This window comes from Paenibacillus agaridevorans (assembly GCF_018604145.1).
Taxonomy (GTDB): domain Bacteria; phylum Bacillota; class Bacilli; order Paenibacillales; family Paenibacillaceae; genus Pristimantibacillus; species Pristimantibacillus agaridevorans.
Map to the genome: position 1 here is coordinate 7,010,451 of NZ_CP075889.1, position 13,540 is coordinate 7,023,990.

The window sequence follows — 13,540 nt, forward strand, 5'->3', positions numbered from 1 at the left end:
TTTTCGCTTTCGTACCCGTTTAGATAAGAGCAACCACAAGCATTAAATTATTAATTCACAAAAATTTGAGCCAGGTATGACCTTCTGGAAATTGCCGGTTTAAAGAAGATTTCAGCCATGCTTTTTCTTGTGGTAGAAGCGATGGAAGCATTGTTTGGAAATCATTATAATCCTTTTCACGTACTTGCGGACCACCTGCTTTATGAAGAAGTTGGATTTCGGGTCTCAAATAAGGTATGCCTTCATCAGTTCTCAAAAAAATTTCATCAACTGGCCTTCTGACTGATTTATCACTCTTATAAATCCAAGAATTTTCGTAGGTATTAATTATCATAATCTGAAAAGCCCAAGGCGTTTCATCGCTCTTGCTGACCCATATGTCATTTGTCGAATTCAAGTACTCTCCATCTTCCCAAAGTTCAAGCTTACCATACTCCGCCTTGTATAACACCCAATCACGTTTTAAATACTGATAAGCGATTAATTGCTCATCACGTGTAATAATAATGTCTATATCACTATGTTCCCTTGTTTGCTTACGTAGATGCAAATCTAAAGCCCAACCTCCAGCGATAATCCACCGAAGCGGAATGTCAGAAAACACTTTATTTATTTCCGACACAGATAGTGGCATCCAATTACTTATATCCGTCCTCAAATCCAACCCACCCATATATTTTTCTAGTTTTTAATTTCTTAATTCTGCACTTCTCCGTTAGTTGAATAGAAAAAACAAACCAACAATAACAAAGAAACCTCCAATAATGCGATTAACCCATAATACGAATGAATTTGCTGGTTCAGATTCGAAAACAAATTTGCCTTCTTTTAAACGAAACATAAATTGATTGATATACCATATTCGTCTTGGAAAAATAACGAAAAGTAGCCCCAAGAGAATACAAATCATCTCGGCTATCATAAAGAACCTCACTTGATTTTCTAATTGCTTTCAGTCTATCGCTTCGCCATTGCAAGGAGAAAGAAAATGTTGAACTAATCTGCTATCTAGCAATGAAATAAGAAGCAGTTGCCGCTGTGACAAACTGCTACTGGATCATTCAAATAATGTTTCCTGTTAGCTCAATAATTTATTGATTAACAACTCATCGTCATTGGCTAGTCAATACGCTGCCAGCGTACAAAATGCTGTGCTTAATGGCAGCCCTATGCTTCGCTTTATTTATGAAGAAGGTGAAGTGATCCGTTTTATCAATTTAAATAATAACTTTAATGAATAATAGGTAATTACTACACAAACTAGATAGATGTCTAATCTGAAAGAGGTTAATGAAAAAAAATGTTTAAAAATAAGAATGTTACTGTCAGGGGTCTCCAGGCCGTGATAGGTAATAAACTTAAATGGAAAACCTAAATTAAATTCTCTGTGTCCTTCGTGATAAAAAGAGCCCCACAAAATTGAAGATAGCGGAAAAATAAAGCTCCACAGTAGATGGGTTGTCTTTTTCATTTCCTTCTCCTTTCCAGGTGCTTAGCAAAGACACTAATCATACTATATACTCATTTCTCCAAAATGAGACCGATGGAACTATCCTGCCCGTTACGTTCTCTATACGTTTCCCCAAAACGATAGTGTCTGTAGGAGGAAAGCTGCAGTCATTGCAAGTCATGAAGAGAATAAAGGGAAAATCCCCCTCTAATCTCGCTTCTATACCGAATTTTATGGATTTAAAGGGAAATCCTCCCTCTATTCTCCATCCAATTGGCGTCTGCCCTCTAGTCCACTTGATTTAGAGGGAGCTTTTCCTTCTAACACTCCGAAGAAACGAAAGAGCAGTCAATTAAAGGGAGCTTTTCCCCATATTTATCACATGAAAATGTATAAGTTTCCGGGCTTGAAGGAGGTATGAAATTTTTATTGGCGATTAAACCCACCTCATGCTTCCGAAGCGGATTTGCTTTGCATAGCTGGAGGTCGAACATCTTTGAGAGACCGAGTTTAGAGGTTTTCTCATTATTATAGAGTTTATAAAATCCCTCTTAAAAAGCAACGATTGGATGTCAAAAACGCCCGGTGAGCTTCAAAACGGAGAGGTGTGCCGGTGGGTGGGGTGGAAATGTAACGGACATTCTAGATCCTTAGCCATCTGTTTTTCGTTAGCCGCGAGTGTTACGGACATACGCGACTTTTAGAAGCTCATATGGGGTGGGATGCCTCTGAATTGAAGCTGTAAGAGTCGCTGATGTCCATTACAATTTCGGCAACCGGGCGTGGATTTCGTACGAGGCAAATAAGATCGCCGACAGGCGTTTTTCTCGAGCTTGGGCAAGGATGCGCCTGACCTGTCTCTCTAACAGACATCAGTGACGCTAATTGCGCCATTTTTGGTGAACACGAATTGTAACGGACAAGTATGACGTTATTGGGCTGAATGAAGCAAAATAGGGCCCGAATGTTGCGAATAAGGTCGCCTATGTCCGTTGTGCGCCTAGCCAAGCTGGGCATAACTAGCTGATGAAAGTTCAGCCGGGGTAAAGGCCAAGCTGCCCCGTAGCTAGTAGGCAGGTCATGGAGAAATTCATGGGTTGAAGCCCTACGAAAAGCATGAAAAAAAATCATGCGAAGCAAGCCCTCAGGCCGTAACATCCGAGTGAATCCTGCCGCATCGTCAAAAGGAACCCGCAAGGGACAAGAGGGAGCCGAGCCTTGAGCGGACGGGCGAAGGCCATGGAACGTGCACAGAACTTGGAGCAGCACGGAAGAACCCTCCGGTGTATGGGGATCGGCATGTGGAGACAGTTATGTTCGGAACTAGGGAGACCCTCCCCCACACGGCAGCAAGGGGCCGTAACGAGCAAACCTATAAGCCTTGAAAGGTGAAGTGGCTAGCGGTGGGAAGGGAGTCGGAGGGGGCCGTAGTACCGAGGAAGCAAGGACAACATAACCTTGTGGAGGGAAGGGCGTCGAAAGACAATACCCCACTTCGTTCATGGGAACCAAGGAGGTAAGAGTGAGTGAATGCCGCAAAGGCTAACAACGCCAAAGAAAAAGCTCGAGAACTTCAAAGAACCCTCTACCTTGCAGCTAAGGAAAAGCCAGGACGGCGGTTCCATGCTCTGTATGACAAGATCAGTCGCGAGGACATCATGACCTATGCGTGGATGCGAGTAAAGGCCAATAAAGGGAGTGCCGGGGTCGACAAAATCACGATCCAGTCGATCAACGAAGACTATGGCGAGAAGCGGTTTATCGCGGAGACATGCGGTCAACTGAGAAACGGTACCTATCGACCAACGCCGGTACGCCGAGTAGATATTCCAAAAGATGATGGAAAGACAAGACCACTCGGCATTCCGACGGTGAGAGACCGACTGGTACAGATGGCGACAAAGCTCGTACTGGAAGGCATCTTCGAGGCCGACTTCAAAGACTTCTCCTATGGGTTTCGTCCGAAACGCAGCGCGCACGATGCGCTGCAAAAGATCCTGACAACGGCGAACGAGGGGAGAGTATATTGGGTCGTGGATGTCGACATTCGGGGCTACTTTGACAACATCTCACATGAGAAGCTGATGGCACTCGTCGAACAACGAGTCAACGACCGGAAAGTACTGAAACTTCTCCGCGGATGGCTGACGGCAGGCGTGATGAAAGAAGGCGAGTTCTATGCTTCGGACATCGGAAGCCCGCAAGGAGGCGTCATTTCTCCGCTATTGGCTAACATTTACTTGAACTACCTGGACACGATCTGGGAGAGGAACTACACGCAGCTCGGAACGCTGGTCCGTTACGCTGACGATCTGGTCATCCTATGTCATCGAAAAGCAGAAGCGCTGGAAGCGATACAGGTATTGAAAGCTGTATTCGCAAAACTGGAGCTGAGCATGAATACGGAGAAAAGCAAGCTGGTGAATGTGTGGGAGGACGATCAAGGCTTCGACTTTCTCGGCCATCATTTTCGTCGACTGCCGGTCATGCGCAAAGGGGGAAAAGTGGCACGAATTCTCCGGTGCTTCCCGTCGCAGAAAGCGATGAAGAAGATGAAGACGAAAGTAAAGGCATGCACGTCGTCGCGAACGCTACTGAAGCAAATGACCAGCGAGATCATCGCAGTACTCAACCCGAAAATAGTGGGGTGGAGAAACTATTATGCCAAAGCGGACAAAGGCCTAGCCAATGGCTTTTTGGCCAAGATCGACTGGTATATCCGTAAGAGGCTGATGATCTTCTGCCGGAAGAAGTTTAAAAGGTGGAGGCTGCGTCAATCCGGATTCTTCAAGATGCTAAAGGAAGCAGGGTTACAATCCGTCACAACCTGGAAGAGTACGTACTGTGCAAGGTGAAGAACGTCGGAAAGCCGTATGCGGGAAAACCGCACGTACGGTTTGATGAGGAGGGGCTGGTAGTCCCAGCCCTTTACTCTACACAATTTAGAATCCTTGCAAAACGGATGAATAACGTCATTCATGTCCGTTACGTGGGAACTCTCGCAAAAATGGTGATGGAGGAGCATCAGTAAGGGCAATTCGCATCCGTAGAACGAAAATAGATGAGAAGAGACTGCGTGCGCGGGACGAGAGCTACCTCTTGAACGACCAGCCAAACGGTTAGACGTGGACAAGAGCTATCTCTTGAACGACCAGCCAAACAGTTTGACGTGGACGAGCAGCTTGGTGAGCCAGTGGGTCAGCACGTAGACGATAATGAAGATGAGGAGCAGCGGACGGAAGATAATGGCGGCCCCAAGCCAAATGACCAGCACCTGCCAAGGCTTCATCCGCTTGAACAGCGTGAACGGTGCGAGCAGAATGCGGTACATCTTGTAGCTCTTCTGCAGACCTTCCATGTACGCTTCCCGAATCTGCTTGTCATTGGGATCCAGCCGGATGGCTTCCTTCAGCATGTTCAGGTTCTCCTCGTAGTCGCCGCGCTGCTCCGCGGACCAGGCCAGGATGAGGAAGGTCGTATCGGATTCCACGCTCAGATTGAGTGCTTCTCTCGCATGCTGGCGGGAAGCCGCGTGGTTGCCGAGGAGCGCCTCGGCATAGGAGAGGCTGGCCATGTAAGCCGCATTGTTCGGCCGGATGTCCAGCGCGGTCTCGATGTACGACTTGGCCTCCGCATACCTGCCTCGCTTCAAGTAAATATTGGCCCGGATAAAATAATAATGAGGCTCGTAAGGATCCACGCGCATGCCCTCGGTGGCGGCGTCCAACGCTTTGTCGAGCTTTTCGCTGTCATGGTAAGCGTTGGTGCGGACCAGCCAGGCGAGCCTGTTCTCGGGATCGCGCTTCAGCGATTCGCTGGACCAATGCAGGGCGGCGTCGTATTGCTCCGTATGAACATGAATAAGCGCGAGCAAGGCATACGCTTGGTCGTCCTCGGGTTCGTCCCTCAGCAGAGCCTCCGCTTCCTCCGTTGCTTCCTTGTATCTCTTCAAGCCAATTAGATGGCTGATTCTGCTATACCTGACGTCAATGGCTTCGGCGTTGGTCATGGAGGACACATCTATCCCTTCCTTGCGGCGCGCGGGCGTAAAGCCAGAGCTGTCTAGAGCTGTCTAGAACTGCTGTCTACAGCTGTCTAGAGCTTAAGCCCGGTCGCCTTCATATAGTCGAGCACGATTCGGTAGTCCTGATTGGCGTCGCTGAACGTCGCGTAATTTTTTGCGGTGGAGAACCACTCCAGCGTGGTCGCCTTGCGGCTCTTGGCGGCTCGCTTGAGATCATCCTGCGTGATGGGCTCCAGGTTGCCGGAGTTCAACATGCGCTCCATCGCGGCTTCCACGGCATCCTTTACGATCTGCTCCAGATCGGCGCCGGAGAAGTGTTTCGTCTCGCGCGCAATGCGGGCGAGCTCCAGCGAATGGACCGGCTTGCCCTCCAGCTTGAGCTTCAGAATCGTCTCCCGCTCAGTCTCCTCCGGCGGCGGAACGAAAACAAGATGGTTGAAGCGCCCAGGGCGGCGCAGCGCGGAATCCAGATACCACGGGGTATTTGTCGCGCCAATGACAAATACCTGCTCGTTTTGCTCGCGAATGCCGTCGAGCTCCAGCAGCAGTTGGTTAACGAGCATCCGGTCGTGATGCTGACGCATTTGGTTGCGGCTGCCGCCCATCGCGTCCAGCTCGTCGATAAAGATGATGCACGGCTTGTTCTCGCGCGCCTTCTCGAATATATCATGCAGATTGTTTTCGCTCTGGCCGGACCACATGGACAAAATCGCTTGCAGCTCGATATGAACGAAGCTGGCATCGATCTCCCCGGCGACGGCCCGGGCGAGGAAGGTCTTGCCGCAGCCCGGAGGGCCGAACAGCAGCAGACTGCCGCCCGCCTCGCGGCCGTATGCCTTGAATAGCTCCGGCTGCTGGAGCGGGAGAATGAAGTTTAGCCTGATCTTCTTCTTTACCTCTTCGAGCCCGGCGACGTCTTCGAACGTCTCCTTGGGTTTCTCGGACTCCACAAAGCTCTTGCCGTCGCTATCGAAAGACATCAATTTCAATTTATTGCGCCTGCGCGCGGCCAGCTCGTCTTGATCATTGTAATCGGACAAGTCGAATGCACCCTCTCTGCGTAAGCTTCTGGCTCTATCATACCAAATTTCGCAGAGAATGGCTTCGCACGAACCGTCATAATCAAAAAATTATGAATATAGCATCATTGGTTCAGCCAAAAATTTGGTATAAGATGGGGTCTAGGCGTATATAGTAGATTTCGATTTTGGTTCATACTTGACCAGGGAGGACGCATGAGATGATTGCATTGACGGAAGCATTTGTAGATTCGCTGGCGCCCAATCTGGCTGCGGCCAAGAACGGACGCGATCTGGTGAAAAAAAACAAGCTGTCGAACCTGCGCCGTTCCGCCGACGGCGTGCTGTTGTTCGGCGATTGCGCGGGGAGCGGCAGCTCGGGTTATCAATGCTCGGCCGACTTCGTCGTCGCCGACAAGCCGGTATTCCGCTGCAATTGCCCTAGCAGGCAATTTCCGTGCAAGCATGGATTAGGGTTGTTGTACGCCTATACCAGCGGGCGGGAGTTCACCGAAGCGGAAGTGCCGGCGGAGCTGGAGGCCAAGCGAGAGAAGGCGGAGCAGCGCCAAGTCCAGAAGGCCAAGGCCGAAGCGGAGGGAGCAAGCGGCGAAGCAGCCAATCCGAGGAAGGTGAACAAGTCGGCGCTGGCAAAGAAGATCGCGGCTCAGCTCGAAGGGCTGGACCTGCTCGAGAAGCTGGTTAACGCTTTGATTCGAAGCGGACTTGCCACCGTAGATAAGAAGGGAATCAAACATATTCGCGAGCAGGTCACCGCGCTCGGCAACCACTATTTGCCGGGGGCGCAGACGGAGCTGCGCAAGCTCGCCCTGCTGCTGGAGGAAGCCGAAGGCCGGGAAGCGTCGTTCGGCGAAGCCGTGGAGCAGCTTGCGCTGATCCATGCGCTCATTCGCAAGGGACGGCCTTATCTCGCGGCAAAGCAAGCCGACCCCGACTTGAAGCCGGACACGGAGTCCGCCATCGAGGAGTGGCTGGGTCATGCCTGGCAGCTCGCGGAGCTGCAGGAGCATGGTCTTGTTCAGACGGGGACCGAGCTCATCCAGCTCTCGTTCATCAGCTACGACGATGCAGCGCGGCAGGAGTTCGTGGACGCTGGATACTGGCTGGAGCTAGAGGGCGGAGCGATCCACCGGACGATGAACTACAGGCCGTACAAAGCGGCTAAACATATGAAGGAAGAGGACAGCTTCTTCGAAGTCGCGACGGTCGGGCAACTTTACGTGTATCCCGGCACCGTCAATCGGCGTGTCCGCTTCGACGGTGTTACGTCGGCTCCGGCCTTGGAGAGTCATCTCGCGAAGGCTCGCGAAACGGCGGAGCCCCTGCTGTCCGATGCGGTAAAACGCGTCAAGAACGAGCTGAAGAACCCGCTTGGCAACAAGCAGCCGGTCCTTCTGGCAGCAGTGGAGAGCTTGCGGGAGACGGAAAATGGCGAATTCGTCATCGTCGATCGTTCGGGCGGCATGCTGCAGTTGGGCGATGTGCCCAAATACGGCCGGGGGACAACGGAGCTGCTGCGTTTATTGCCGAAGGAAAAGATGGAGGGGGCTGCCATGTTGCTGCTGTTCGCCCATCTGCCGGAATCCGGGCGGCTTATCGCCCAGCCTTTATCCATTATTCATGACGCTGGAATCATTCGACTCTGGTATTAGGAGGCACGCCTACAATGAGCACAACCTTATTACGTGAGCTCTACGGAGAGCTCACGCGACTCTATATAGCGGGCAGCGATCTCGCTGTCGGCGATTTCCGGCTGAAGCGGCTCGTGCCGCAATTGCTTCAGCTTGGCGAGCGGGCGCCGGTGTTCAAGCGGCTGGGCGAAGGCGTGGAGACGCTTATCGAGACCGCGCCGGTCATTGAAAAGCCAACGGCCGTCCAATTGCAGGAGCTTACGCTGCTGCTGAGCTCCGTGCTGCATACGCAAGGGGAGACGGCTCCCTCCTCCGAGACGCGGGAGCTGGACGCGCTGCCGATGGATCTGCCCACGGCCTACTCCTCCCGCAGGCTCACCGAGGTGCAGGACGCGCTTGAAAGCACGGGCGGCGGACGCTATGAGATCATTACGCAGGCGTACAAGGACGGATTATTCCAAGACTTGCGCTTATTGATTCCGGCCATGGGGGCTCTTAACGATCCTTACGCCGAGCTTGCCGATTACATAAAGGATCATGTGCTGCCCGACTACGGCCCGCAGATCATCCCTATGCTAAAAGGTTGGTTTAATATCGCGGGAGGACGTTCCGACGCGCGGGCGGTGGAGGTCATCGGGAAAATCGGCGGCGAGGGGGAGCGCGACTTTATCCGCCAAGCGGCCGCCGAAGGCTCGGAGCCCGTGCGTATCTCGGCCATAGGCTATTTGGCGGGCTGCGACGCTTACGTAGGCGACCTGTTGGAATGGTCGGCCGATGGCAAGAAGACGATTCGGGCCGCGGCTTACGCCGCGCTTGCGGAGAGCGGGACCGAACGCGCCCAAGAGCGGCTGTACCAAGCGTTCTCGGGCAAGGATCGCGATCTGGCGGCCGATGTGCTGTCGCGGCGGGAGCACAGCCCGCTGACGGCACGGCTCGTAAGCGACGCGCGCAAGGAGCTGGAAGAAGCCCGAAAGCATGCCGAAGCGAAGGTAAAGCTGCCGAGCATATGGACCCGATTGGAGGCGTATTTGGACTCGTTCAGGGGCAAGTCCGTTCCGGAGCTGAACGCGTTTTACGAAGAGGTGCTGGAGGAAGGAACGTTCTACCATGGTCTGGGCTGGACGCGAATGCTGCATGATGCCGCCCGGTATGCGGGCGATCAGGGCGGCGATCGAGCGCTTGCGCTGCTGCTGAAGTTGGAGCGCAGCCATGCCAGCTACTTGTCGTACGCCTTCCGGCTGTCGCTTCGCATGCGCAAGCCCGCTGAGGTGTATGAGCACTATTCGGCGTATACCAAAGGCGCGTTCAAGGATACGCTGGTCCAAGAACTGGAGCGCGTGTTGTACATCTCGACCTCCCGCATGTATCCAAGAGTATGGGGCTCTGGCGAGGAGTACGGCAGGGAAGTGCGCATTCCTTCTCCAAAAGAGCTGGCGGACCGCTTCGACCGGCGTTGGCTGGAGTGGGCCATTTCGCGCGATGCCGCGCTGGTGGCCGCGGTGATGTCCGAACCGGGACATCAAGCGACCACGATCTATCTGAAGAACAAATTCGCTGGCATGATGGCGGAGAGCGAAGAGAGCTTCCTTGTGTTATGGGAGGGGCTGAATCGGGCGGGCGTAGGCGAAGAAGAACGGCGCGAAGCCATCGTCGCGGCCTTGGAAGGCAAGCAACGCGGACTTTACAGGTTCGATTACGAGATGTTCCGTCAGTTGACCCTGCTCCCGGCCTCTTACCGGGATCGGCTTGCTGCGTTGAAGAACCGCTATCGTTATGACGCGGCTAAACAGCTTGACTATATTATCGATTCGATAAGCGAGGTGCAATCATAATGGAAGCATTGCAGGATGTGCTACGCCTTCCGGCGGAACGATTGTTTAAGGAGGAGCTGGAAGCCTTGAAGGCGGCGGATACCGGCAAGGTGCCGGCTGGCTGGCAGCTGTCTCCTCGGTCCGTGCTTACGTTCATTACGGGCGGCGAGGCCGGCGGACGAATCATTACGCCGAAGTATATCGGCAACAAGCGGCTGGTGGAGATGGCGATCGCGACGCTCGTCACCGATCGCGCGCTGCTGCTGATCGGCGAGCCCGGAACGGCCAAGTCCTGGCTGTCGGAAAATCTGACGGCCGCCATCTACGGCAACTCCGGCCTCGTTGTCCAGGGAACGGCGGGCACGACGGAGGAGCAGGTGCGCTATTCCTGGAACTACGCGATGCTGCTCGCGAACGGGCCGACGCCGGAGGCGCTGGTGCAGAGCCCCATCATGAGAGCGATGGAGGCGGGCGGCATCGCGCGCTTCGAGGAGATCTCGCGCTGTGCGTCGGAGGTGCAGGATGCGCTCATCTCCATCCTGTCGGAGAAGACGATCTCCGTCGCGGAGCTGGGCAAGGAGATGAACGCGCGCAAAGGCTTCTCGATTATCGCGACCGCGAATACGAGGGACCGCGGCGTTAACGAAATGTCCGCCGCCTTGAAGCGCCGCTTCAATATTATCGTGCTGCCTGCTCCGCCGGATCTGGAGACGGAGGTGGAGATCGTGCGCAAGCGGGTCGGCGAGATCGCCGCGCAATACGAGCTCGGGGCGGCCGCGCCGGCGGACGAGGCGCTTATCAAGGTTGTCACGATCTTTCGGGAGCTGCGCAGCGGCATGTCGCTGGACCGGAAGGAGAAGATCAAGTCGCCCGGCGGCGCGATCTCGACCGCGGAAGCCATCTCGCTGCTCACGGGCAGCATGGCGCTGGCGGCCAGCTTCGGCGACGGGGAGCTGCGCGACGCGGATTTGGCGGCCGGCCTCCAAGGCGCGGTCGTGAAAGACGACGATAAGGACAGACTCGTATGGAAGGAATACCTCGACAACGTCATGAAGAAGCGCGGCGAAGAGTGGCGGGGACTGTATACGGCGTGCAAGGAGCTTAATTCATGAGCGGAGCTTCGGCGGCCCGCGTGCGGCTATTCGGCGTGCGGCATCTCTCTCCGGCCGGAGCCTGGCACTTGCGGCGGTTTCTGGACGAAATACGGCCGACGGCCGTCCTGATCGAAGGGCCGTCCGACGCCGTCGACGAGCTGCGTCACATCGTGCACAAGGCGACCAAACCGCCGATCGCGATCCTCGCCTATACGGAGGAACTGCCCGTTCGGACGGTCATGTGGCCGCTGGCTTCCTACTCGCCGGAATACGAGGCGCTGCGCTGGGCGTCGGAGCACGGGGCGCACGCCTCCTTCATCGATCTGCCGTCGCGCGTCGTACTGGCGCTGCAGGAGCGGAGGGGGAAGACGTCGGCATCCGGGCCGGAATTTCCGGCGGCGGGGGATGGCAGGCCGGATTCCGGCAAGGTGGAGCAAGCTACGGAGAGCGCCGAAGGGCGCGACGGGGAGAGAGATGCAGGAGGTGAATCGGGTATAGACGAAGCGGAAGGTCCGAGAAGCGTCCCGGGCGGACGGTCGGAAGACCTTGCTTCCGAATATCTCCCGCCGGAAGAGCGCGAGTCGCTCTATGATCGCATCGCCGCCATAGCGGGCGAACCCGATTACGATACGTATTGGGAGCGCCATTACGAACATAATTTATCACCGCAGGCTTATCGCGAGGCGATACTGGCGTTCTCCGCATCCATGCGGGAGATGTCCATCGGCGAGGAGCGGGTGCGGGCCGCGGGCGAGTTCGCGTACAATGCCGTGCGGGAGAGCTACATGAAACGCCGCATCGCGGACGCCATTGCGGACGGACATGAGCCGGAATGCATCGTCGTGGTATGCGGCGCGTACCATGCTTCCGCGCTGGAGAACCTGGACGGGGCGATGACCGACGAGGAGATCGCCGGATTGCCTTCCGTAGGCGCCCGGCGCACGATGATGCCTTATTCCTATTACCGGCTGTCTTCCCTGTCCGGCTACGGGGCGGGAAACAAGGCGCCCGGGTACTATGAGTTGATGTGGAGATGCATGGAGGATAGCCGGATGTCCGAGCTGCCTCACTACTATATGTCCTCCATTGCGCGGAAATTGCGGAATTCGGGTACGCACCGCTCTACCGCCGAAGTCATCGAGGCGGTCCGGATGGCGGAGTCGCTGGCTGCCCTGCACGACGGAGGGCAGCCGACGCTGCTCGACCTGCACGATGCGGCGCGGACGCTGCTCGGCAGAGGCGATCTCGGCGTCGTGGCCGAAGCATTGGCCGGACTCGACGTCGGCACGGGCATCGGGTCGCTCGCCGAAGGCGTCAGCCAGACGCCGGTGCAAGACGACCTGAACCGCCTGCTGAAGCAGCTGAAGCTGGAGAAATACCGGACGGCGGTGGCGCAGGATCTGTCGCTCGACCTGCGCGAGAATCGCCGCGTCAAATCCGAGGAAGCCGCATTTTTGGATTTGCGCCGTTCCTATCTGCTGCACCGGCTGGAGCTGCTGGGCATCTCGCTGGCGAAGAAGATGCCCAGCAGCCAGCAAGGGGCTAACTGGGCGGAGCATTGGGTGCTGCAATGGACGCCGGAAGCGGAGATCCAGACGGTGGAGGCGACGCTGCTCGGCGAGACGATCGAGGTTGCGGCCGGGTATACGCTGGCGCAGAAGCTGGCCGCTTGCGCCAGCATTGCCGAAGCTTCCTCCTTGATCAGAACGGCCTGCCTGTGCGGCATGGCTTCGCAGCTGGAGGCGGGCACGGCGGCTCTGGAAGGGCTGGCGGCGGACAGCCGCGACGTCGTGCAGCTGGCCGAAGCCGTCCGGCAATTGTCCGTCATCATCTCGTACGGCGATGTGAGACGGATGGATACGGCGCCGCTGATCCCCATGCTGGAGAAGCTGTTTCTGCGGTCCAGCCTGTTCTTGCTGGAGGCGAGCGCCTGCAACGACGAGGCCGCCACAGAGATGGTCGCGGCGATTAACGGCTTGAACGGCGTCGCTCAAGAGCATGCCGAAGCCGTAGACGAGGCGCTGTGGGTACGTCAGCTGGAGGAGCTGTCGGCGCGGGACGACCTGAATCCGCGCCTGTCGGGTTTCGCTTGCGCCATCCTCATGGAGCGGGGCGTGCTGTCCGCGGCGGATTGCGAGCAAGAGGTGTCCCGCCGTTTGTCGCCCGGCGTGCCGGCGGAGCTGGGGTCCGGCTGGTTCGAGGGGCTGGCTCAGCGCAACCGCTACGCGCTCGTATCGCGGATGAGCCTTTGGGAGCAATTGAACGACTACATGGCAGGTCTCGACAAGGAGCAGTTCGCGAGAGCGCTCGTGTTTCTGCGGCGCGCCTTCAGCGTGTTCTCCGCGAGGGAGAAGGTCATGGTGGCCGAGGTGCTCGGCGAGCTGTGGGGCGTCCAGCCGGAGCAGGCCGCCGAGCTGCTCGGAGCCGAGTTGAGCGAGAAGGAAAGTAAGCAAATCGAGGAGCTGAATGATTTTGACTTTGAGGACTTCTGAT

General features: G+C 55.6%; 9 protein-coding genes. 5 read left to right on the plus strand and 4 right to left on the minus strand.

What is annotated here, in order from left to right; all coding sequences use genetic code 11:
* Positions 1 to 55: 55 nt before the first annotated feature.
* Complete coding sequence (locus KJW29_RS28180; protein WP_343222689.1) at positions 56 to 622, minus strand: nucleotidyltransferase domain-containing protein; 567 nt, start codon at positions 620 to 622, stop codon at positions 56 to 58.
* 93 nt (positions 623 to 715) lie between these two features.
* Entirely contained in the window at positions 716 to 922 is a 207-nt protein-coding gene (locus KJW29_RS37025) for a DUF6199 family natural product biosynthesis protein (RefSeq protein ID WP_485020613.1), read from the minus strand.
* A 2,054-nt stretch (positions 923 to 2,976) separates the two neighbouring features.
* On the opposite strand from KJW29_RS37025, the gene ltrA reads away from it, so the two are divergent.
* On the plus strand, positions 2,977 to 4,305 hold the full coding sequence (gene ltrA / locus KJW29_RS28185; RefSeq protein ID WP_214625909.1) for a group II intron reverse transcriptase/maturase: 1,329 nt from the start codon (positions 2,977 to 2,979) through the stop codon (positions 4,303 to 4,305).
* Between the two features lie 281 nt (positions 4,306 to 4,586).
* On the opposite strand, the gene KJW29_RS28190 is transcribed toward ltrA, so the two are convergent.
* Together KJW29_RS28190 and KJW29_RS28195 are read right to left on the minus strand one after the other, a co-directional pair.
* Complete coding sequence (locus KJW29_RS28190) at positions 4,587 to 5,459, minus strand: tetratricopeptide repeat protein (protein ID WP_246608905.1); 873 nt, start codon at positions 5,457 to 5,459, stop codon at positions 4,587 to 4,589.
* Between the two features lie 86 nt (positions 5,460 to 5,545).
* Positions 5,546 to 6,454, minus strand: coding sequence for an ATP-binding protein (locus KJW29_RS28195; protein WP_187105200.1), 909 nt, complete (start codon positions 6,452 to 6,454; stop codon positions 5,546 to 5,548).
* A gap of 260 nt (positions 6,455 to 6,714) precedes the next feature.
* Between KJW29_RS28195 and KJW29_RS28200 the strand changes: the two genes are divergently transcribed.
* From KJW29_RS28200 to KJW29_RS28215, 4 genes are read left to right on the plus strand one after another with little or no spacing between them, the layout of a single operon-like run.
* Positions 6,715 to 8,163 carry an SWIM zinc finger family protein gene (locus KJW29_RS28200; protein ID WP_214627151.1) on the plus strand — a complete coding sequence of 483 codons (1,449 nt, stop codon included), beginning with the start codon at positions 6,715 to 6,717 and terminating at the stop codon, positions 8,161 to 8,163.
* Between the two features lie 14 nt (positions 8,164 to 8,177).
* Positions 8,178 to 9,974 (plus strand): HEAT repeat domain-containing protein, encoded by a 1,797-nt coding sequence (locus tag KJW29_RS28205; RefSeq protein WP_214627152.1) that lies wholly within the window; start codon positions 8,178 to 8,180, stop codon positions 9,972 to 9,974.
* Positions 9,974 to 11,065 (plus strand): AAA family ATPase, encoded by a 1,092-nt coding sequence (locus KJW29_RS28210; RefSeq protein ID WP_214627153.1) that lies wholly within the window; start codon positions 9,974 to 9,976, stop codon positions 11,063 to 11,065. The genes KJW29_RS28205 and KJW29_RS28210 overlap by 1 nt, the downstream gene beginning before the upstream one ends.
* The gene (locus KJW29_RS28215) at positions 11,062 to 13,539 is read left to right on the plus strand and encodes a DUF5682 family protein (RefSeq protein ID WP_214627154.1); all 2,478 of its coding nucleotides are present in this window, start codon (positions 11,062 to 11,064) and stop codon (positions 13,537 to 13,539) included. Before KJW29_RS28210 ends, KJW29_RS28215 begins: the two co-directional genes overlap by 4 nt.
* Position 13,540: the final 1 nt, after the last annotated feature.